The 21,393-nt window shown below is 60.4% G+C and carries 19 protein-coding genes; 9 read left to right on the top strand and 10 right to left on the bottom strand.

Annotated elements, in window-relative coordinates:
- From tssJ to tssA, 10 genes are read right to left on the bottom strand one after another with little or no spacing between them, the layout of a single operon-like run.
- Nucleotides 1–486 carry a type VI secretion system lipoprotein TssJ gene (gene tssJ / locus TX24_RS12330; RefSeq protein WP_003191781.1) on the bottom strand — a complete coding sequence of 162 codons (486 nt, stop codon included), beginning with the start codon at nucleotides 484–486 and terminating at the stop codon, nucleotides 1–3.
- Between the two features lie 5 nt (nucleotides 487–491).
- Nucleotides 492–1,688, bottom strand: a complete 1,197-nt coding sequence (tagH, locus tag TX24_RS12325; protein ID WP_034135773.1) for a type VI secretion system-associated FHA domain protein TagH — start codon at nucleotides 1,686–1,688, stop codon at nucleotides 492–494.
- Nucleotides 1,689–1,699: 11 nt separating this feature from the next.
- Nucleotides 1,700–1,831: a hypothetical protein gene (locus TX24_RS12320; RefSeq protein ID WP_003191783.1), complete on the bottom strand. Its 132-nt coding sequence runs from the start codon at nucleotides 1,829–1,831 to the stop codon at nucleotides 1,700–1,702.
- A gap of 35 nt (nucleotides 1,832–1,866) precedes the next feature.
- A complete protein-coding gene (locus tag TX24_RS12315) occupies nucleotides 1,867–3,378 on the bottom strand; it encodes a sigma-54-dependent Fis family transcriptional regulator (RefSeq protein WP_057710432.1) in 1,512 nt (503 codons plus the stop codon).
- Nucleotides 3,379–3,390: 12 nt separating this feature from the next.
- Entirely contained in the window at nucleotides 3,391–4,398 is a 1,008-nt protein-coding gene (tssG, locus tag TX24_RS12310; protein ID WP_057710431.1) for a type VI secretion system baseplate subunit TssG, read from the bottom strand.
- A complete protein-coding gene (gene tssF / locus TX24_RS12305; RefSeq protein WP_003191789.1) occupies nucleotides 4,362–6,149 on the bottom strand; it encodes a type VI secretion system baseplate subunit TssF in 1,788 nt (595 codons plus the stop codon). Before tssF ends, tssG begins: the two co-directional genes overlap by 37 nt.
- Nucleotides 6,139–6,540, bottom strand: a complete 402-nt coding sequence (gene tssE, locus TX24_RS12300; protein WP_003191790.1) for a type VI secretion system baseplate subunit TssE — start codon at nucleotides 6,538–6,540, stop codon at nucleotides 6,139–6,141. The genes tssF and tssE overlap by 11 nt, the downstream gene beginning before the upstream one ends.
- A 14-nt stretch (nucleotides 6,541–6,554) precedes the next feature.
- Nucleotides 6,555–8,033, bottom strand: coding sequence for a type VI secretion system contractile sheath large subunit (gene tssC, locus TX24_RS12295; RefSeq protein ID WP_003191792.1), 1,479 nt, complete (start codon nucleotides 8,031–8,033; stop codon nucleotides 6,555–6,557).
- A 27-nt stretch (nucleotides 8,034–8,060) separates the two neighbouring features.
- A complete protein-coding gene (gene tssB / locus TX24_RS12290; RefSeq protein ID WP_003191794.1) occupies nucleotides 8,061–8,558 on the bottom strand; it encodes a type VI secretion system contractile sheath small subunit in 498 nt (165 codons plus the stop codon).
- A gap of 25 nt (nucleotides 8,559–8,583) precedes the next feature.
- Nucleotides 8,584–10,128: a type VI secretion system protein TssA gene (tssA, locus tag TX24_RS12285; RefSeq protein WP_167348422.1), complete on the bottom strand. Its 1,545-nt coding sequence runs from the start codon at nucleotides 10,126–10,128 to the stop codon at nucleotides 8,584–8,586.
- A gap of 468 nt (nucleotides 10,129–10,596) precedes the next feature.
- On the opposite strand from tssA, the gene TX24_RS12280 reads away from it, so the two are divergent.
- From TX24_RS12280 to TX24_RS12240, 9 genes are all read left to right on the top strand, one after another.
- A complete protein-coding gene (locus tag TX24_RS12280; RefSeq protein WP_003191797.1) occupies nucleotides 10,597–11,112 on the top strand; it encodes an Hcp family type VI secretion system effector in 516 nt (171 codons plus the stop codon).
- Between the two features lie 639 nt (nucleotides 11,113–11,751).
- Complete coding sequence (locus TX24_RS12275; protein ID WP_003191799.1) at nucleotides 11,752–12,246, top strand: DUF1543 domain-containing protein; 495 nt, start codon at nucleotides 11,752–11,754, stop codon at nucleotides 12,244–12,246.
- A gap of 107 nt (nucleotides 12,247–12,353) precedes the next feature.
- Nucleotides 12,354–12,635, top strand: a complete 282-nt coding sequence (locus TX24_RS12270; protein ID WP_057710429.1) for a peptidylprolyl isomerase — start codon at nucleotides 12,354–12,356, stop codon at nucleotides 12,633–12,635.
- 130 nt (nucleotides 12,636–12,765) lie between these two features.
- On the top strand, nucleotides 12,766–14,625 hold the full coding sequence (locus tag TX24_RS12265; protein ID WP_057710428.1) for an extracellular solute-binding protein: 1,860 nt from the start codon (nucleotides 12,766–12,768) through the stop codon (nucleotides 14,623–14,625).
- Complete coding sequence (locus TX24_RS12260; protein ID WP_057710427.1) at nucleotides 14,625–15,683, top strand: microcin C ABC transporter permease YejB; 1,059 nt, start codon at nucleotides 14,625–14,627, stop codon at nucleotides 15,681–15,683. The genes TX24_RS12265 and TX24_RS12260 overlap by 1 nt, the downstream gene beginning before the upstream one ends.
- On the top strand, nucleotides 15,683–16,705 hold the full coding sequence (locus TX24_RS12255; RefSeq protein WP_003191804.1) for an ABC transporter permease: 1,023 nt from the start codon (nucleotides 15,683–15,685) through the stop codon (nucleotides 16,703–16,705). Before TX24_RS12260 ends, TX24_RS12255 begins: the two co-directional genes overlap by 1 nt.
- Nucleotides 16,706–16,715: 10 nt before the next feature.
- On the top strand, nucleotides 16,716–18,287 hold the full coding sequence (locus TX24_RS12250; RefSeq protein ID WP_034135838.1) for an ABC transporter ATP-binding protein: 1,572 nt from the start codon (nucleotides 16,716–16,718) through the stop codon (nucleotides 18,285–18,287).
- A 22-nt stretch (nucleotides 18,288–18,309) separates the two neighbouring features.
- Nucleotides 18,310–19,701 (top strand): sigma-54 interaction domain-containing protein, encoded by a 1,392-nt coding sequence (locus tag TX24_RS12245; protein ID WP_057710426.1) that lies wholly within the window; start codon nucleotides 18,310–18,312, stop codon nucleotides 19,699–19,701.
- Between the two features lie 295 nt (nucleotides 19,702–19,996).
- Entirely contained in the window at nucleotides 19,997–21,388 is a 1,392-nt protein-coding gene (locus TX24_RS12240) for a GntP family permease (protein ID WP_057710425.1), read from the top strand.
- Nucleotides 21,389–21,393: the final 5 nt, after the last annotated feature.

Below are 21,393 nucleotides of genomic sequence, written 5' to 3'. Positions count from 1 at the left end.
TTATTGCGTCTCCACAGCAGCGAGCGGGTCAGCAACACGTATACCGCCCTGGTCCAGCACCAGCTCGGCACGGTTGCGTTGCTGCACCGTCAAGGGCACCAACAGCCGCCACTGGACATGGGGCAAATCTCGATAAGCGGCCAGCACTCCCACAAAACGGCTCTCAGGAGCGATGCGCAGTTTGAGCGCCAGCCGGTCACCCGGGCGCAGTTCAACCTCCTCGCTGCCGACCCAGTCCTTGGGCAGCGCCTGCTGCGCATTGCCATACAGGCTGAAGAAGTCGGCATGTTCAAAGGCGACGCCATGGCGCAGTTCGATCAACTGCACCACCACGGGAGAAGGACGACCGTGCAGGTCCGGGTTGACGAGCTCGCTGGCGGTCAGCGCCACATCCAGCTTGGTCAGCGTGGAGAATGGTGAGACGGCGCTGCAGCCCGCCAATAGCCCGCACAAGAGCAACAGCGAAACAAGGGTGGCTCGATACATGACTATCATCCTGGAAAATCAATGTGCAGGCTGGAGAGCAGGCGCAACTGCTCCTCGTAGGCTTTGGCGAAGTCGCCGCCCAACGGGCGATCATTCTGCTGTTCTTGCGCCACCACACGCTGGTAGTGACGCTGGTAGGCCCGCCAATGCCCGCCATCGGAGAAAAACCCGGCCGATTTGCCCTGGGACTCAAAGCACCCCAACAGGTGGCTGGGCTCAAAGGCCGCGCGGGCGTTACGTATGGCGCTTCGACAAGCGGCCAGCAGCGCAATCTGATGCACCTGCAGTTCTCGGTGCACCTGGGCAATGGCGCGCACGGCAGGCAGTTGCCCCAACTCCCGGGTATCGAGCATCGCGGCCAACGCAGCATCGGTGTCGCGATACACTTTCAAGGGGTTCTGGCCCGTGCCCTGACTGGCGAACGCCGCCGTACCCAATTCGTTATTCAGTTCTTCCCGAGTGCGCAAACCGTGTTGCAGCCCTTCGATCGTCAACCGAAACAAGCGTGCCACCTTGATCGCCAGTGCCTCCCGGGCCAGCGTGTCGAGGGCCGTAAGGTCGACACCCAGGACCGCTGCAAATTGTGACCAGAACACCTCGTTGGTCGACGGCGTCATCGCAACAGCGGGTACGGCGGCAACCCCTATCGAAGGGGCTTGCCGACGCGGCAATGCCACGTGCTCGCTATCGGCCCCAAAGTGATCTGCCCATATCGCTTGCTCATCGGCGCTCTTGTTCAAGGCCTCCAGATCATCCGAGGTGGCCTGCAGCTGGCGATCAAGCTCCAAGCCGTGCAGCGGGTCCAGCGACAGGAAAGCGTCATCGGGGATCGGTACTGCCGCGGGCGTCAGCAACTCGTCGGAAGGTCGCGTCGATTCCAGCAGGCGCGCACGTATCGTCAATACCCCCAGCTCGAAGACGTCACCGTCACTGATCAATCGCGCCTGCCCCTTGCGCAGGCGCTCAGGACTGCTGGCCAGCCCTATACCGTTGCGGCTGATATCCGTGAGGAAATAACGGCCTTCACGGTAACCGATCAACCCATGATGGCTGGAGAGTACGCGGCTGGCGTCAGGGATCACCCAGTCACATCCAGGGCCGCGCCCGATCACGCCGCCTGCACCGTCAAATACTTTGCGGGCCAAAAGTAGGCTCTTGTCGCTTTCGCACGCGCAGACCTCAAACACAAGCTGCAGCTTCATGCCCTCTCCTTTCAGCGGCCACGAATGATCGCCTGCGGATCACCCAAGGGGTGGTACTCGGCATCATCGAACACATAGTTGGCGTTACAGCCTCCCAACAAACACATCACCAGCACGACGACGTGCCACGCACGATCAGGCATCAGGCTTCTCCCCCAGTAAAAATCGAGTGCGTCATTCAGCGTTCCTCCCGGGCATCACCAAAGGGAATGTTCAAACGGGCCAGACGGTAAAGCAGGGTACGCCGGGCGACCCCAAGCTCCCGCGCGGTACGGGTGCGATTGCCGTGGTTCTTGTGCAGGCAGTCGAGCAGGAACGTGCGCTCCACTCGCTCCATACGTTGGCGCAGCGTCACGTCATCGGGAGTGGCCGGCTTTGGTGCCAGGGGCAGCGCCAGGTGTTCGGGCCGAATTACGCGGTCGTCACACAGCAACACGGCACGCTCCACCAGGCATTTGAGCTCGCGCACGTTGCCGGGAAAACCGTGGCTGGAGAGTTGATCGAGGGCCGTATTCGACCACTCGACAGGTGGCCTGCCCAACGCTGCGCACACCTTGGCCGTGAAATGGCGCGCCAGTTGCAGCACATCGCCGTCTCGCTCGCGCAGGGCCGGCAAGGTGATGGGGAACTGAGCCAGTCGGTAATAGAGGTCTTCACGAAAGCGCCCTTCGGCGACCATCGCCGCGAGGTCGCGGTGGGTCGCGGCAATGATGCGCACGTCGACCTTGTGTGCCGCACTGGCGCCCAGCGGGCGAACCTCACCCTCCTGCAATACCCGTAGCAATTTGGCTTGCAAGGGCAGCGGCATATCGCCGATCTCATCCAACAGCAACGTACCGCCATGTGCGGTGTCGAACAGCCCCGCGTGATTGCGTTCGGCACCCGTGAACGCGCCTTTGCGGTAACCGAACAGCTCGCTTTCAAGCAACCCTTCCGGGAACGCCGCGCAGTTTTGCACCACAAACGCCTTCGCCTTACGCGGCCCGGCCGCGTGAATGGCCCGGGCCACCACTTCCTTGCCCGTGCCGGTCTCGCCCTGCAGTAGCACGGTGTAAGGGGTGTTCAAGACTTTACTGATCAGCCGGCACGCCTGCTCCATCGCCACGCTGGTGCCAATCAAGCCGTATGCACCAGCCAAGGGTGTGTTGCATTCGGGCTGTGTGCCAACGTTGGGCTGGCCATCGCGCAGTATGCGCAACTGGTTGACGGCGAAGCTGCCCAAATGCCCCAAGGAGGGAGCGTAGCCTTGCAGCTGGGCCGGGTGTTGGCGGGCGCACACCAGCACACCAGTCATGCGTTCGCACCGGTTGAACAGCGGCACGCTTAAGAGTGCCCGCCAAGGTGTCGCCAATGCTGGCAGGAAACACGTGTCATGGCCGCTGCCTTGCACATCCTCCAGGCTCAACGCTGTGCCCTGGGTCAAGGTGTCGTGCAGCAACTGTTGGGAATGCTGACCAGGCCGTGAAGGCACTACGGCGAGCGACGGCACCTGGGCAAGATGTTGGGCGATCAGTTCAAGCCCGCCGGTCACTTCATCGAGCAGGTACAACTGGCTGACGTCGCACTGGCTCATCCGGGCCGCCGCGCTGACACATACGTCAAGCAACGCGTGTTCATCACGCTCGAACCCCAAGCGTGCGAAACAGGCAGACAGTGCGTCGATCATGTGTTGCAAATCCCTGTTCATCATGTCCATTCATCCCTAATGAAAATTGCCGGTTAGCGTGACGACGCCATCGGCCCGCTCGCGCCCCAACCAGGTGGTCCAGCCCAAGCGGCAAATCGTGTTTTCGCCAATGTGCAGGGCTCTGATCTGACCCTGTGCCATTACCAGACGCAGGTCGTATTCCAATGGATCGCGCAGGGTCAGGCGCACCAGCGAGCGCAGCGGCTGACAGGCCTTTCCCGTGGGCAGGAAGTCGTGAAAACGCTGCCACCCCAACGCGCGGACATGCACCGTGAACTTGCCACTGCGGTCAGCGACGCGGCGCCCCAGCACCAGGTCCTCGCCAAGCACACTGTTGGCCCGTCCCAGGTCATTGCGCTGTACCTGGCTGACCTCGACCTGGCGTTCAACCCACTGCTCGATAAACAACGCGTCGTGCTTGAAGTAGTAACGCAGGACCGACTCGATCAACGCCGCCGAGTGCACACGCACACTCAGCAGGCCCAGGTAGGGCAGCAAGCGCTTGCAATCGAGCTGGCAAGCGCCACGGATCGCGGCACCACCGAGCCCCGTCAGGGCAAACATCTGCTCGGAAAAACCGTCATTGGCGCCTGCCCGGAAACACGCCCGATAGCGGTATTTGCGCCAGATCGGGAGCATCAGCCGGTGCAGGCGATGATGGAACAGATCGAGGAAGTCTCGAGTCGGGTTGCCACCCGGCTGTTCGGCAAATGCCTGCTCACCATAAAACGCAGGCAGTGGGGACCCGGCGCCAAATAACCCCAGCACATTGAGACGCAGGCGTGCGCGCAAATGCCCGTGTTCCATAAAGAACTCCACTCGGTCAATATCGTGCGCGGCAAACCCCAAGCCAGGGTTGGCCTGGAACTCCAACTGGTCGTACAGCGCGTCCTCATCCAGCAGCGGATGAGCCTCACGCAATCGCTCGGTGACCTGCAAAACCGCCTGGAACAGCGTGTATTCACGGATACCCCGGCAAAGTTGATTCAGAGCAGGGGTTGCTGCCCGATCCGGGATGGCCATAGATACACGTCTCCTTGTGTGCTGATGACACGCAACTCGTGATGGGAATTGAGGCTGGCATAAAGCGCAAAGAACTGATTGAGGACCGAAGCGAATACAAACAAGTCGCCCTGACCGACAAAGCCCTGGGAATCGACGGTCAGATCGACCCGCACACCTCGCACGGGCAACCCACGATGCAGGCGATCAATCGCCTCATGACAGATAGCGCGCAACGCCCCCAGTCTTTTCTGGCTGACCTTCAGCGCCTGGCGATCGTAATAACGCGGCAGGTCGTAGGTTTCGAGAATCACTCTCAAGGCGTTGATATCGGTCAACGACAAATAGTTGAGCGACATGTTGCTGATGAGCTTCCACAGAAAATTCTGGTCCAGGGGCGGCGCGTAGCTCGCCGTTGGCGCGGTGATATTGCGGAACGTCAACGACTCCGGTGTCTGTTCGCCGGGCTGGTTGATGTCGCCTGCACGTAATTGCCGTGGCAGATTGCAATTGGTGCAGGTCAGTTCAACCGACAGGGTTTCCTGGCCCTGTTCGCGGCGATTGCCGAACCCCATCCAGGTGTCGAGCCCGGCATGTTGGACCGACGAACGTTGGCGAATGCTGTAGCTGGGCGGTGCCGCCAAAGGCTCAGTGTTGCAATCATGTTCAAACGACTCGAACGGCACGTAGGTTTGATAGCCCAAACCACCGGGGCGCCAGCCGGTGACCTTATCCACGGAAAACACGCTGGCATTGCCCGGCGTGTATTCCCCAGGCACCAGGAGGTACTCGTCCTGTTTACCGTCCAGGCGAATGGGAACGGCATCCTGGGTAAACAGGTTGACGATGGGCGTGCAATACAGCTTCACGTTATCCAGGGTAGGACGCAGGGGCTCACGGCCCTGGGTGCGAAGTTCGAAACGCATCACCAGGCCGTGCGCCTGCCGGAGCAACTCGTGAGACAACGTGTGCAACACGTCCAGGCCTTCGACATCGACAAACAGGTACTTCTCGGGAAACGCGAAGTACTCCTGCAGGTGCCGATAACCCTCCAGGGTGTTCTGCGGATAAGGAATCAACGCCTGCTCCGGGGCAAACCCCACCGGCCGGACGTGGTTGGCATTGAGCCGCAGCGTCACGGGTTGACCATCGCCGGCGTTGATCGGCAGACCATCGTGATCCACGAGCTGCAGGCTGATGCCCTCCAGGTGCCGCAATAGGCTCAGATACAGTCCCTGACTGATGTAATGGTCACCGGCCAGGTGCAGTCGCAGCGAATCGAATATCAACTCACTGAAGCTGCCGTCGACACTCATGCGCAGGCGCAAGTCCAACCAGGCCCCTTCGCCCTGGCATCTGTATTCCAGGCCGTTGAGCTGCAACGGCATGACGTCGGTGGCATAGCAGGTGCGGAACCGGCAACGCTCTCCTTGGATGGGGGCGCTTTGCACAGCAGTGTCCCGAGCCACCCGAACGCTGGGGCCGGCACGTTTCAACGGGTCGAATTGCAGGATGCTGAAGGCCGGTATCGGCCGCATGTAATGGGGCCAGAGCAGGTGCATCAATGAGTGCGTCAACTCCGGCAGTTCGTCATCCAGCTTCTGGCGCAGGCGCCCGGTCAGGAATGCGAAGCCCTCCAGCAAGCGCTCGACATCCGGGTCCTGGCCGGCTTCGCCAAGAAACGGCGCCAGGGCGGGATTACGTTCGGAAAAACGCCGCCCCAGTTGGCGCAGCGCGCTGAGTTCACTTTGAAAATAACGGTTAAGCGTCATCGGCACAGACCTCAACCCGCCCGGTATCGATAAGGCGCGCGTGGAACACCACAGGATGCAGGGCACCCTCAATCATCCGCTCAGCCTCAATGGCGAATGCCAGGGACAAGGAGTCACGCACAACCGGCAGCAGCCTGACACGTACATTCGTCAGCCGCGGCTCATAGGCCTGGATAAACCGTTCGATATGCAGGCGCGACTGACTCAAGGATTCATGCAAGCTGAGCCGCATGTCATTGAGGTCAGGCAAGCCATAATCAGGCAGCGTCCGGACACTGCCCGCACGAGTGCTGAGCATTTTCCCCAAATGTGCGGCGATGGACGCCACGGCGGCGCCCGGGTTAGACGCACCACGCTCAAGGCGTTCGAAAAGGCTGTTGTGCTCAAGCATGCCCTGGCCTCTGCTCATTCTTTATCGAGCTTGCCGACCAGGGACAACGTGAAGTCTGCCCCCATGTATTTGAAATGCGGGCGTACCGTGACGTTGACCCGATACCAGCCAGGCTCTCCCTCGACATCGCTGACCACAATGCGCGCGGCACGCAAGGGGCGACGCCCACGCACCTCGGCGCTGGGGTTTTCCTGGTCCGCGACGTATTGGCGAACCCATTTGTTGAGTTCCAACTCCAGGTCCGTGCGCTCTTTCCATGCGCCCAACTGCTCCCGTTGCAGCACCTTGAGGTAATGAGCCAGGCGGTTGACCACCATCATGTAGGGCAATTGAGTGCCCAAGCGGTAATTGAGCTCTGCCGCCCGGCCCTCCTCACTGATGCCAAAGGATTTGGGCTTCTGCACGGAGCTGGCGGAAAAAAACGCTGCGTTGTCGCTGCCCTTGCGCATGGTCAAGGCGATGAAACCTTCTTGTGCCAGCTCGTACTCACGCCGGTCCGAAATCAGCACCTCCGTAGGAATCTTGGTTTCGATCTCGCCCATGCTCTGGAAGTGATGCAGCGGAAGGTCTTCGACCGCCCCGCCGCTTTGCGGGCCAATGATGTTGGGGCACCAGCGAAAGCGCGCAAAGCTATCGGTCAGGCGAGTGGCGAAGGCGTAGGCGGTATTGCCCCACAAGTAATGCTCGTGGCTGTTAACCACATTCTCCTGGTAGGCGAAGGTCTTGACCGGGCACTCAAGGGGGTCATACGGGGTGCGCAGCAGAAAGCGCGGTACGGTAAGGCCAATATATCGGGCGTCTTCGCTCTGCCGGAAACTTTGCCATTTGGCAAACTGCGGGCCTTCGAAATGGTCCCGCAGATCCTTCAGGTCGGGCAACCCGGTGAAGCTTTCCAAGCCGAAGAAACTCGGCCCCGCCGCAGCGATAAAGGGTGCGTGGGCCATGCCGGCGACGCTGGATGCGTATTGCATCAGTTTCACATCGGGTGCACTGGGCGAAAGAAAGTAGTTGGCAATGATCGCGCCCACCGGCTGGCCGCCAAACTGGCCGTATTCGGCGCTATAGACGTGTTTGTACAACCCGGACTGGGTAATTTCCGAGGAGTCTTCAAAATCATCCAGCAGGTCCTGGCGCGAGACATTCAACAGCTCGATCTTGATGTTCTCGCGAAAATCGGTGCGATCAACCAGCAACTGCAAGCCTCGCCACGAAGCCTCCAGTGCCTGGAACTCCGGGTGGTGAAGAATCTCATCCATTTGCTCGCTGAGCTTGGTATCGATCTCGGCGATCATCCGGTCGACCAGGCGTTTTTTTACCGGTTCGTCACAATTATGTGGCTTGACCAGCTCTGCGATAAACGCCGACACCCCGCGCTTGGCGATGCCATAAGCCTCGTCGTCGGCGCTGAGCAATGTCTGGGAAATGATGTTATCGAGGATGCTACCGCCTTCGATAACCTGTATGGGTTGCGTGCCGTGTTGAATGGTGGTCATGGTGTCAGTGTCCTTTTACTGAAAATGTCAGGCTTGGGGCCTATCCAGCCCCAATTCGGCGAGCACTCGTGCGCGCGAGTCGCCATTGGCCAGCGTCCGCTCGATAGCGTTGCGAAAGCTGGGCGTATTACCCAGCGGGCCCTTGAGCGCCACCAACGCCTCACGCAAAGCCATCAGCTTTTGCAATTGCGGGATCTGCTCCACCAGGTTCGCGGGGTTGAAGTCCTTCATCGTGTTGATCCGCACCTGGACCGGCAACTCTTCCACGTCGGCTGCCTCCTGGAGGCGGTTGGGCACGCTCAGCGTCAGGCTCAATGCTTGCTTTGCCAACACCTCGTCAAAGGTGTGCTTGTCGATGCCGATGGGCTTGCGATCCTCAAGTTTGCGCGGGTCCGTGCGCAGGGAAAAATCTCCCAGCACCAGCAGCTTCAACGGCAGTTCGACGTCTTCCTGAGCGCTACCGACGGCGGGTTTGAAGGTAATGTTGATACGTTCCTTTGGGGCTACCGAACCGTCTTTGGCCATGGTGCTTTTCCTTTTTGATGAGGCACTATTCAAGTACTGCTTCCAGGTCGAAATGGCACAACCGGCGATGCAGGGTGTCTTTTGCGTCTTGTACGGTTTGGCTTTGTGGCACCAGGTCGTAGCAGCGATACAGGAGCTGGCCGACTTGCACGGCCAACTCCGGCTCCCAATTTTCCAGGCCCGTGCGCTGTAACTGCAGGTCGAGTTGTTCCAACTGGATCCTGGCCAGGTCATGCTTGCCGGCCGCCACACACAACCTGGCCAGCGCCAGGTGCCAATGAAAGCGCGCTCGATCACCGCACGCCGCCCGCAGCCCTTGCTTGAACACACCCACCGCAGCCTTGAGGCCGTCCTTGCGCAGGCAGGGCATCACCGCTTGCAACGCCGCTTCCCAAGGCTGGGCGAGGCTGTCGACGACAACCCTGGAGGGCTCGGGCTTGTGTACGTGACGCATCACATGAAGCGCGATCCACTCACCTGTCGCGGGGTCGGCAAAGGGCGTGCCGTCCTCGAACCTATACTCAGGCAGGTTCGGCAGGCGATGCAGCAGCAGAGCGAATTGCATTTCCAGTTCGGTCATGGCCAGCTCTGCGTGCAAGGCCTCCAGGCACTCCCAGACCATGCGCAACCCGTCGAACCAGAACATCGCACCGGCCAGGCTGACCTCAAGTTCAAGCAACAGATCGGCGTAATGGCCTTGGCTGAAGCGGTCTTGATAGCGCTTGCGCTTGTCGCCAGCCAATGGGCGCAGCGCCGTCACCCGCTCACTATTGGCGTCGGGATAATTGACGAGCATCAGCCAGGCCAGGGTTCGGCCCAGGCGCAAGGCACGCGGGTCGGTGGCATCCTCACGCAACCACCAGGCACACAAAGGCCGAGCCTGCTCCTGCAATGCGCGCAGCCGTTTGTGCGCATCTTTTTCGTTATTGAGCGGTTGCTCGGGCTCTAGCCGCGGAGTTGGCGCTGGCTTGACCTGGGCAATGACGCCCGCGACGCCGCCAGGTTCGGCTGTAGCCTGGGCCAAACGCGCCGACAGCTGCCGGCGAACCGGCAATAGCAACGGCGCCTCGCTACCAAGCTGTTCGCCCCATAGCCGATCAAGACATTCCAGGTGTTCCAGCAGCGCTTGGCATAAAGGTCGTTGATCCTCCAGCGGGACGTTGTGCGCACACGCTTGTTCAAGGCGCGACACCAACCAGCCAAACGCCGCAATGCGGGTACGCAGCTTAACGGGATAGACCTGCGCCCAATGATGCTCGCAGAGTTCACGCAACACACCGAGCCCCGCCAGCAACCCAGCAAATGAATCACGCTGGTACAGGGCCCAAATCAACCAAACGAGGACGCGCAGATCCTTGGAATGCTCACGCAGAATGCACTCGCTGATTTCGCTGATCTTCTGCCAATCCGGCAGGCCCGCACCATGAATGGAGTGCGCCTTGCCCAGCTCGGTTTCCAGCACTTCAAACTCACTTGAATAGCGCATATCACTGCCAACAAAACTGCTTGGCGAGCACGCTGTCCGTGCAAGTTCTAAGTAATAGGCATATTGCTGTTCTGAATAAACGATTTTGGGCTGCACACAACCATCCAAGGCAAAGTAGGCAAAATTAACATCATTGTTAAACCGCCCTTGAACTTCCGCTCAAAACACATTGAAGTGAGCGAACCTTAGTCACGAAAAAAACAATCAGCAAGCAACAGAACGAAACTTAAGAAACATCCTACACCACTTGAAAATAACGGCCTGCGCAGCTATTTGCGCAGCCAACCCAAGCGACACCCATCATCCACAGCCTAAAACCATGCATTTGCCAAACATATGACATGAGCAACTAAATGCGCATATCTGTGCAACTAATGACACTAAAAACCACCCACAGCACTACAGCAAATGCTCAATAAAGGATGCTGAGTATTTTTCGCCCTTATTTCATTGAGCCTCACACTTTCAGGCACGCTTCTTGTTATAGGAACCTGCCCGGTCAGCGCTCTCGCTGCCCGGCAATACCTACTCAAACAGGCAAGGAAACCCGTCATGCCCACACCCGCGTACCTCTCCATCACCGGTGTCAAACAAGGTTTGATTACGGCAGGCACATTTACCCAGGACTCGGTAGGCAACATTTATCAGGAAGGCCATGAGGACCAGATTCTGGTGCAGGCGTTTGCTCATCAGGTAATCATTCCCCGCGACCCGCAGTCGGGCCAGCCGACCGGTCAGCGCGTGCATAAACCGCTGATGATCAGCAAGGTTTTCGATAAATCCTCACCCTTGCTGTTCAGCGCCCTGACCACCGGCGAAGAAGTGTCCTGCCGCCTCGAATGGCTACGCACCTCCTCGGCCGGAACCCAGGAGCATTACTTCACGATTGAATTGGAAGGCGCCACCATCGTCGACATCCAATCGCGCATGCCCAACTGCCAGGCCCCAGACAACGCCCACTTCACCCATCTGGAGGATGTGCACTTCACCTATCGCAAGATCATCTGGACTCACGAAGTCGCCGGTACGTCCGGCTCGGATGACTGGCGGAGCCCAGTGACGGGTTAACGCGAGCAGTAAAGACGGTAACCACGATGCGAAGCGAGCCGCTCTTGCTCTTGCTCTTGATCTGCTTGTGATCTTGATCTCAGGCGCCCCGTTAAACCACGCTGGCCGAACGCAGGCTTGAATTCGTGGGTAACCCGGCAGGACGCCGGGTTAGCCGCCCCGCGCCATGGATGGCGCGTGGCGGCGGCCCACGGATTCAAGCCTGCGTTCGGGCACACCGAGCCTAAGCGAGGTGCCGAGTGGTGGGGCAAGAGCGTTTTGCTTACTTTTGCGCTTTTTTCAAAAGTGAGCCGCCGTCAGGGCGGAACCCTAAGTAGCCGTTACCGCAGCAATGGATATGCACCCAATCCAACTATGTCGCCTGCCAGGCCGCCTTCGCGAGCAAGCCCGCCCCCACAGGTTGATCGTGGGGTGCCAGGTAGATAGATGGCGGCTGGCAGGCCGCTATCGCAGGCAAGCCAGCTCACACAATTGGATCGCGGGGTGTCAGGTCGATAGGCGTCGGCTGACAGGTCGTCATCGCAGGCAAGCCAGCTCCCACAGGTTCAGCGTCGCGACACAAAGGCCCCATCCCAACCGGACAAACCAGCTCAATCGCAGTATGGTTGCCCTCTCACCACTCCCCAGGAAACACCGGTAATGCTGTTTGTCGTCATGCTCGGGGGCAAACACCCGCGGGCCAGGATCGAAGTACACGATGTGGTATTCGCAGTGGCCGACACCCTGCAAGCCACCTACCCGCAATTACGCGACGCCTGGTTTGGCAGCCCCAAAGGCGTACACATCGATTCATGGATGGCCGTCGATGGCGTCGACGGCTGGAAGGTTGAACTGAGCCACCTGGCCCCCCACGCCGACGCGCCGCGCCTGTACTTCATCAACCTCGGCGGCTACGAGGCCAATAGCTTCGGCGAAGCCCATCACTACCTGCTGGTGGTCGCCCATCACAAACAGGAGGCCATGCGCAAAGGCAAGCAACAGATGCTGGCCCACTGGTCCCAGGCCCACACCGACGCGGTGCTGGATATCGACGACTGCCTGCCCATCGACCTGGTGGACGGCCGCTATATCCACCTGGTGCAAGCGGCGCACCGACCGATCGTGCAGCGCAACGACTACCTTGTGCTGCCTTGAATCCTTATGGCCTAAACAGTGGCGACTTAAAACCCAGTGGAACTTTGCCGAGAAATAACCGCCTGAATCCGGTACGCTCACCGTTTTTACTTTAGGAGTTACTCACCATGGCCAAAGCCACCGCCCGTCACATCCTCGTTGCCACTGAAGACAAATGCAACGACCTCAAAGCCCAAATCGAAGGCGGCGCTGATTTCGCAGAAGTCGCTAAAGCCAACTCCAGCTGCCCATCCAGCCGTCAGGGCGGTGACCTCGGTTCGTTCGGCCCAGGCCAGATGGTCAAGGAATTCGACACCGTGGTCTTCAGTGCCCCGGTCAACACCGTGCAAGGCCCGGTGAAGACTCAGTTCGGCTACCACCTGCTGGAAGTCACCAGCCGCCAGGATTGATTCAATCTGCGCTGATGCTATAAACAACGGCCCGCCCTTTGGTGGGCCGTTGTGCATCTGATGACTGGCGATGCCCAGGCCGTTAGCGTACAAATCCTTATTATTCTTTACCCGGCGCTCAAGGCTGATAATGCGATTGGCTTTTTCATCTCTGCTCTGCTCCACCCTGGCCTTTCTAATGGCCAGCACTGCGGTGATCGCAGCCCCGCAAACCTACCTGACGGTGTACGGCGAGCCCGCCAAGTACGCCGAAGGTTTCAGCCATTTCGACTATGCCAACCCCAACGCCCCCAAGGGCGGCAGCCTGCGGCGCTCAGCGCTGGAGGTGGGGCGGTTTGACCATGTGCTGCCCTATATCGACAAAGGGATCGGCGTGTCCCAGGTCGACGGCTGGGTGTATGCACCCTTGGCGTTGCGCTCGCTGGATGAGCCTTACACCGTCTATGGCCTGGTGGCGCAAAAGATGGAACGGGCCGACGACGGCCTGTCGCTGCGCTTCTACCTGAACCCCAAGGCGCGCTTTGCCGATGGCACGCCCATTACCGCGCAAGACGTGCGCTACAGCTTTGACGTGTTGATGACCCAAGGCAGCCTGCGCTATCGCACGTTATTTGCAGACGTCAAACACGTCGAAATCGAAGGCGAACGACAGGTGCGCTTTGACTTTTCCAGCAACGAAAACCGCACCCTGCCCCTGGATATCGCCACCTTGCCGGTGTTCCCCGAGCACTGGTGGAAGACCCGCGACTTTGCCAACGGCGGCGGTTACGAAGCCCCGCTGGGCAGCGGCCCCTACAAGGTCAGCAAGATCGATTCCGGCAGCCCCATCACCTTCACACGCGACCCCGACTGGTGGGGCAAGGACTTGCCGGTCAGCCGTGGCCTGTACAACTTCGATCACCTGAGCCTGGAATACTTCGGCGACACCGAAGTGGCGCGCCAGGTGCTGCGCGGCGGTGCCTACGACTTCAACCGAGAATTCTCTGCCACTGGTTACTCCATCGGCTACAACGGCCCGGCCCTGGACGATGGCCGCCTGCAGCGCGCGCACCTGGCCAAGGAGATGCCGCAGCCGGCCCAGGGCTATGTGTTCAATGTGCAAAAACCGATGTTCAAGGACCGGCGCGTGCGCCAGGCCCTGGCGATGCTGTGGGATTTCGAATGGGCCAACCGCCAGATGATGCGCAACCTGTACATCCGCCAGCAGAGCTATTTCTCCAATAGCCCATTGGCCGCCAGCCAGTTACCCACTCCGGAAGAACTGGCGATCCTCGAACCTCTGCGCGGGCAGGTTCCCGATGAGGTGTTTACTCAGGTGTTCAAGGCCCCGGTCACCGATGGCAGTGGCATGATCCGCGATAAACAGCTGCAAGCCTTGGCCCTACTGGAAGACGCCGGCTGGAAACCTGTGGGCGACAAACTCGTCAATGCCCAGGGCGAGCCGCTGGAATTCACCTTTCTGAATGTCCAGAACGGCCTTGAGCGCCTGTTGCTGCCCTACAAACGCAACCTGGCGCAGATCGGCATCACCCTGAATATCCGCCGCATTGACTCTTCGCAGTACGTCAACCGGCTGATGGCCCGCGACTACGACATGATCGTCACGGGTTTCCCGGTCACCACCTCGCCCGGCATGGAGCTGTACAACTATTTCGGCTCTGCCGCCGCGTTCGATTCGGGCGCCAACAACTACATCGTGCTCAAGGACCCGGCCGTCGACACCCTTATCCATGGCCTGGTCAAGGCCGACACCCAGGCGAAGATGCTCACCTATGCCCACGCTCTGGACCGCGTACTGCAATGGAATTACCTGTGGATCCCCAACTATTACCCACCGGGCACCTCCGCCGCATGGTGGAACCGTTTCGGACGCCCGGCCATCGAGGCGAAGAACGACGAAGCCCTGGAAACCTGGTGGGAAGTCAGCCCCACCCCGCTGACGAACGAACAAATGCAGGCTGAGTTGAAAAAACGCGGAGAGGCCCACTGATGCTTGCCTATATCGTACGGCGCCTGCTGCTGATCATCCCGACGCTGGTGATCATCCTGTTGGTGAACTTCGTGATCGTGCAGGCCGCGCCCGGCGGGCCGGTGGAGCAAGCCATCGCTCACTTGCAAGGCATTGGTGGCGGTGGTGTGGCGAGCGCATCCGGCGAAGGCATCAGCGGCTCGCGGGCCAGCCGTGGTCTGGACCCGAAGCTGATCAAGGACATCGAAAAACAATACGGCTTCGACAAATCCGCGCCGGAACGCCTGTGGTTGATGCTCAAGAACTACGCCCAACTGGACTTCGGCAACAGCTTCTTTCGCGGCGCGACGGTGACCGATCTGATTTTGGAAAAGATGCCCGTCACCATTTCCCTTGGCCTGTGGGCCACGCTGATCACCTACTTGGTGTCGATCCCGCTGGGCATACGCAAGGCCGTGCGCCATGGCAGCAGCTTTGATATGTGGAGCAGCACAGCCATCGTCATCGGTTACGCGATGCCGGCGTTCCTGTTTGCGATGTTCCTGATCGTGGTGTTCGCCGGCGGCACCTCGCTGAACTGGTTCCCGGTACGCGGGCTGGTCTCGGAAAACTTTGCCGAACTGAGTACCGTGGGCAAGGTGGCCGACTATTTCTGGCACCTGGTGCTACCGGTCACGGCACTGGTGATCGGCGGGTTCGCCACCTTGACCATCCTCACCAAGAACTCGTTCCTCAATGAAATCACCCGCCAGTACGTGGTTACCGCCCGTGCCAAGGGCTTGAGCGAACGCCGGGTGCTGTACGGTCACGTGTTCCGCAATGCGATGTTACTGGTGATCTCGGGGATCCCCCAGGCGTTTATCAGTGTGTTCTTTGCCGGTTCGCTGCTGATCGAGGTGATCTTCTCCCTCGATGGCCTGGGCCGCATGAGCTACGAGGCGGCGGTGTCCCGCGACTACCCGGTGGTGTTTGGCTCGCTGTTTATCTTCACCCTGTTCGGCCTCCTGATAAAACTCATCGGCGACCTCTGCTACACCCTGGTGGACCCGCGTATCGACTTCGCCGCGAGGAACGCCTGATGCTCAACCTGTCTCCCGTGGCCCGTCGGCGTTTCGAGCGCTTCAAGAAAAACAGGCGTGGCTGGTGGTCGCTGTGGCTGTTTATCGGCCTGTTCATACTGACCCTGGGCGGCGAGTTGATCGCCAATGACAAACCGCTGGTGCTCAGTTTCAAGAATGAGCTGTATTTCCCGGTGTTCAAGCGCTACACCGAGCAGCAGTTCGGCGGGCAATTGCCGTTCCAGGCGGATTACCGCAGTGACTACGTGCAAAAGCTGATCAAGCAGGAGGGCGGTTGGATGCTGTTCCCACCGATTCCGTTCAGCGATGACACCCCCAACTACGAACTCACCCGCCCTGCCCCGAGCCCGCCGTCGGCGGTGAACTGGCTGGGCACCGATGACCAGTCCCGCGATGTGTTGGCGCGGGTGATCTTTGGCGCACGGGTGTCAATCCTGTTTGCCCTGGCCCTGACTGCCATCAGCGCCGTCATCGGGATTGCCGCCGGCGCGCTGCAGGGGTACTACGGCGGCTGGGTGGACTTGCTCGGGCAACGCATCCTCGAGGTGTGGTCTGGCCTGCCGGTGCTGTACCTGCTGATTATCCTGTCGGGGTTTGTCGAGCCGAATTTCTGGTGGTTGCTGGGGATCATGGCGCTGTTTTCCTGGTTGGCCCTGGTGGACGTGGTGCGCGCCGAGTTCCTGCGCGGGCGCAACCTGGAGTACGTCAAGGCCGCGCGCGCCCTGGGCCTGGGCGATGCCAAGATCATTCGTCGGCACATCCTGCCCAACGCCATGACCGCGACCCTCAGCTATTTGCCGTTTATCTTGACCGGAGCGATCTCCACCTTGAGCGCCCTGGACTTCCTTGGCTTCGGCATGCCCGCCGGCAGCGCGTCCCTGGGTGAGCTGATCGGCCAGGGCAAGCAGAACCTGCAAGCGCCGTGGCTGGGGCTGACGGCATTTTTCACCCTGGCACTGATTCTGTCGTTGCTGGTGTTTATCGGCGAGGCGTTGCGTGACGCCTTCGACCCTCGCTCATGAGTAAGTGCGTATGAACCTGATCGAAATCCGCGACCTATGCGTCGCCTTCAACGGCCAGACCGTCGTGCGCAACCTGAGCCTGGACGTGCGCCCCGGCGAGTGCCTGGCGCTGGTGGGTGAGTCGGGCTCGGGCAAGTCAGTGACGGCCCATTCGATCCTGCAACTGCTGCCGCAAGCCGGCACCCAAACCCTGGGTTCGATCAAGTATCGCGGCCAGGAACTGATCGGCGCCTCACCAAGCACTCTGCAAAAATTGCGCGGCAACCGCATTGCCATGATCTTCCAGGAGCCGATGACCTCCCTGAACCCGCTGCACAGCATCGAAAAGCAGATCGGCGAAACCCTGCTGCTGCACAAGGGCCTGGGCGGCAAGGCGGCGCAGGCGCGCATCCTCGAACTGCTGGAACTGGTGGGCATCCAGAAACCCCAGGAACGGCTCAAGGCCTATCCCCATCAACTGTCCGGCGGCCAGCGCCAGCGGGTGATGATCGCCATGGCCCTGGCCTGCGAGCCCGAACTGCTGATTGCCGACGAGCCCACCACGGCGCTCGACGTGACGGTGCAGCGCAAGATCCTGTTGCTGCTCAAATCTTTGCAGCAACGTTTGGGCATGTCGCTGCTGTTGATCAGCCACGATCTGAACCTGGTGCGCAGTATCGCCCAGCGGGTCTGCGTGATGCGCGCCGGGGAAATCGTCGAGCAGGCCGACTGCCAGGCCCTGTTCACCGCACCGCAGCATCCCTACAGCCGCCTGCTGCTGGACGCCGAGCCCTCGGGCGATGTGCTGTGCAGCGAGCCGCGTGAGACGGTACTGGAAGTGGATGACCTGAGCGTGCAATTCCCCCTTGGCGGCGGGCTGTTCCGGGCCAAGACCTACCTGCGCGCGGTGGACGGTATCAGCCTCAGCGTGCAGCGCGGCAAAACCCTGGGGATTGTCGGTGAGTCCGGTTCCGGCAAGTCCACCCTGGGCCAGGCGATCCTGCGCTTGCTCGACTCCAGCGGCAGCATCCGCTTCCAGGGTGAGGCCCTGGACCCGCTCAACCATCAGCAGATGCGCCCGTGGCGCAAGCAGATGCAGGTGGTGTTCCAGGACCCCTATGGCAGCCTCAGCCCGCGCATGTCGGTGCAGCAGATCATCAGCGAGGGCCTGGAAGTACACGCACCGTGCAGCCTGGCCGACCGCGAAGCGCAAGTCATCCAGGTGCTCAAGGACGTGGGCCTCGACCCTGCCAGCCGGCATCGCTACCCCCATGAGTTTTCCGGTGGCCAGCGCCAACGCATCGCCATTGCCCGCGCCCTGGTGCTCAAGCCAGCGCTGATGCTGCTCGACGAACCCACCTCGGCGCTGGACCGCACGGTGCAAAAACAAGTAGTGGCGCTACTGCGCGAACTGCAGGACAAATACGGCCTGACCTACCTGTTTATCAGCCATGACCTGGCGGTGGTGCGCGCCATGGCTCATGACATGATCGTGGTCAAGGATGGCAAGGTGGTGGAGCGTGGCGCCAGCCATGATGTGTTCGAGTCGCCCCAACACCCGTACACCAAAGAACTGCTGGCAGCAGCGCACATCCCCTTGTGATGATTAACAGGATTCTGCCTCCATGAGCACTAGCCTCAAGGACTACCAACAGGTTCGCGGCCTGGCCATCCAGTCGCTGTTCGAGATCATCGAGCAGTCTAGCGAAGGCACGGTCATCGTCGACCGCGATGCAAATATCGTGTGGATGAACGAGCGTTACGCCAAGCGTTTTGGCCTCAAGAGCGCCGACCAAGCCATCGGCCAGCCTTGCGAGCAGGTGATTTCCAACAGTCTGCTGCGCCAGGTGGTGCGCAATGACCGGCCGATCCTGCTGGATATCCAGGACACTCCCAAGGGCCCGCTGGTGGTGATGCGCCTGCCGATCCACGACGAGGCCGGGGCGGTGATCGGCGCGATTGGGTTTGCACTGTTCGATGAACTGCGCAAACTGTCGCCGTTGATCGAGCGCTACCTGAGCATGCAGCAGGAGCTGGCCTCCACGCGCTCACTGCTGCGCTCGCGGCAAAGCAAATACAACTTCGCGCACTTTATCGGCACCAGCGCCGCCAGCCTTGAGGTCAAGCGCCGGGCGCGGCGCAGTGCGAGCGCCGAATCGCCGGTATTGCTGCTCGGGGAAACCGGCACCGGCAAGGAGCTGCTCGCCCAGGCCATCCACGGCGCATCGCCCCGGGCGCACAAAGCCTTTGTGAGCATCAACAGCGCGGCGATTCCCCATGACCTGCTTGAAGCCGAATTCTTCGGCACCGCACCCGGCGCCTTTACCGGTGCCGACCGCAAGGGCCGCCCCGGCAAGTTCCAGATCGCCCAGGGCGGCACGTTGTTTCTCGATGAGATCGGCGACATGCCGCTGCCACTGCAAAGCAAATTGCTGCGGGTGTTGCAGGAAAAGGAATTCGAACCGGTGGGCTCCAACGAGATGCTGCACAGCGATGTGCGGGTGATTGCCGCAACGTCCATGGACCTGGAGGCGGCGATCAAACGTGGCGAGTTTCGTGCGGATTTGTATTACCGACTGAACGTGCTGCCGATCCAGGTGCCGCCGTTGCGTGAACGCCTGGAGGATATTCCGGCGTTGAGCGAGGCGATCCTTGAGGAGTTGCGCAGCCAGCACGAACTGGACCGCGATGCGCTGGCGCTGTTGGCCCAACATGCCTGGCCGGGCAATATCCGCGAGCTGCGCAATGTGCTGGAGCGGGCGGCGCTGTTGAGTGATGACGTGGTGTTGAATGCCGAGGAGATACGCACGGCCATTGGCACTTTTACGCCGGTTGAACGCCGTGCGCTGGTGTCGATGGAGGGAGAGACATTCAGTGCGGCACGGGAACGGTTTGACCGGCAGATTATCGCCGCCGCGCTCACGGCGTGTGAGGGGAATGTGGTGGAGGCAGCCAAGCGGCTAGGGCTGGGGCGGTCGACGCTGTATAAAAAAATGCTGGCGCTTGGAATAACCTAGTCTCATAAAAGAGACAATATTCCCACTATCAAGACAACCCTGTGTGGGAGCTGGCTTGCCTGCGATAGCGTTGGTTCAGCCAGGGAATATGGCACTGTTACACCGCTATCGCAGGCAAGCCAGCTCCCACAAGGGATCTCCACTCGTCTCTCGATTGAGACTATCTTCTGGAAAACCGTCGTCAAAAGTAAATAAAGCTATATATATCAACAAGTTAAAAATTTGGCACACATCTCGCTATAGCTCCCTCCCACAGCCTCACCCCACAACAATAACAATCCGATGGAGACACACCATGAGTGTGATCATTGCCCTGGCTGCGCTCGCGCTGCTGATGCTGGCCGCCTACCGTGGCTATAGCGTTATCCTGTTTGCCCCCATCGCCGCCCTTGGCGCGGTGCTGCTCACCGACCCGTCCGCCGTCGCCCCTGCCTTTACCGGGGTGTTCATGGAAAAGATGGTCGGTTTTATCAAGCTGTATTTCCCGGTATTCCTGCTCGGTGCGGTGTTCGGCAAGCTCATTGAGCTGTCAGGCTTTTCGCGTTCGATTGTGGCCGCTGCGATCCGCTTGCTCGGCACCCGCCAGGCGATGCTGGTGATTGTGCTGGTGTGCGCCCTGCTCACCTATGGCGGCGTGTCGCTGTTCGTGGTGGTGTTTGCGGTGTACCCGTTCGCCGCCGAGATGTTCCGCCAGAGCAATATCCCCAAGCGCCTGATCCCGGCGACCATCGCCCTCGGCGCGTTTTCGTTCACCATGGACGCCCTGCCCGGCACCCCGCAGATCCAGAACATCATCCCCAGCACCTTCTTTAACACCACCGCCTGGGCGGCGCCGTGGCTGGGGCTGATCGGCACGATCTTCGTGTTTTGCGCCGGCATGCTCTACCTCGCACACCAGCGCAACAAGGCCCAGCGCGCAGGTGAAGGTTATGGCACCGAGTTGCGCAATGAGCCGGAAACCGCCGACAACCTGAGCCTGCCCAACCCGTGGCTCGCGCTGTCGCCGCTGATCCTGGTGGGGGTGATGAACCTGTTGTTCACCCACTGGATCCCGCAGTGGTACGGCAAGACCCACAGCCTCAGCCTGCCGGGCATGAGCGCGCCGGTGACCACCGAAATCGCCAAGCTCACCGCGATCTGGGCGGTGCAGGCGGCGTTGCTGGTGGGGATTATCGTAGTACTGGTGTTCGGCTTCTCGGCAATTAAGAGCAAGCTGGCCGAAGGCAGTAAAAGCGCGGTAAGCGGTGCATTGCTTGCGGCGATGAACACCGCCTCGGAATATGGGTTTGGCGCCGTGATCGCCTCGCTGCCGGGCTTTCTGGTACTGGCGGACTGGCTCAAGGGCATCCCCAACCCGCTGGTCAACGAAGCGATCACCGTGACCTTGCTGGCCGGTATCACCGGCTCCGCTTCCGGCGGCATGAGCATCGCCCTGGCGGCGATGTCCGAGAGCTTTATTGCAGCCGCCCACGCGGCCAATATCCCCCTTGAGGTGCTCCACCGGGTCGCGGCCATGGCCAGCGGCGGCATGGACACCCTGCCCCACAACGGCGCGGTGATCACCCTGCTGGCCGTCACCGGGTTGACCCACCGCGAAGCCTACAAGGACATTTTTGGCATCACGATCATCAAGACCCTTGCGGTGTTCGTGGTGATCGGTACTTTCTACGCCACCGGCATTGTGTGAGGTTT

The sequence above is a fragment of the Pseudomonas lactis genome, assembly GCF_001439845.1.
Lineage (GTDB): Bacteria > Pseudomonadota > Gammaproteobacteria > Pseudomonadales > Pseudomonadaceae > Aquipseudomonas > Aquipseudomonas lactis.
Note: the sequence above shows the minus strand (reverse complement) of the source record. Positions and strands in the feature narration are given on the sequence as shown.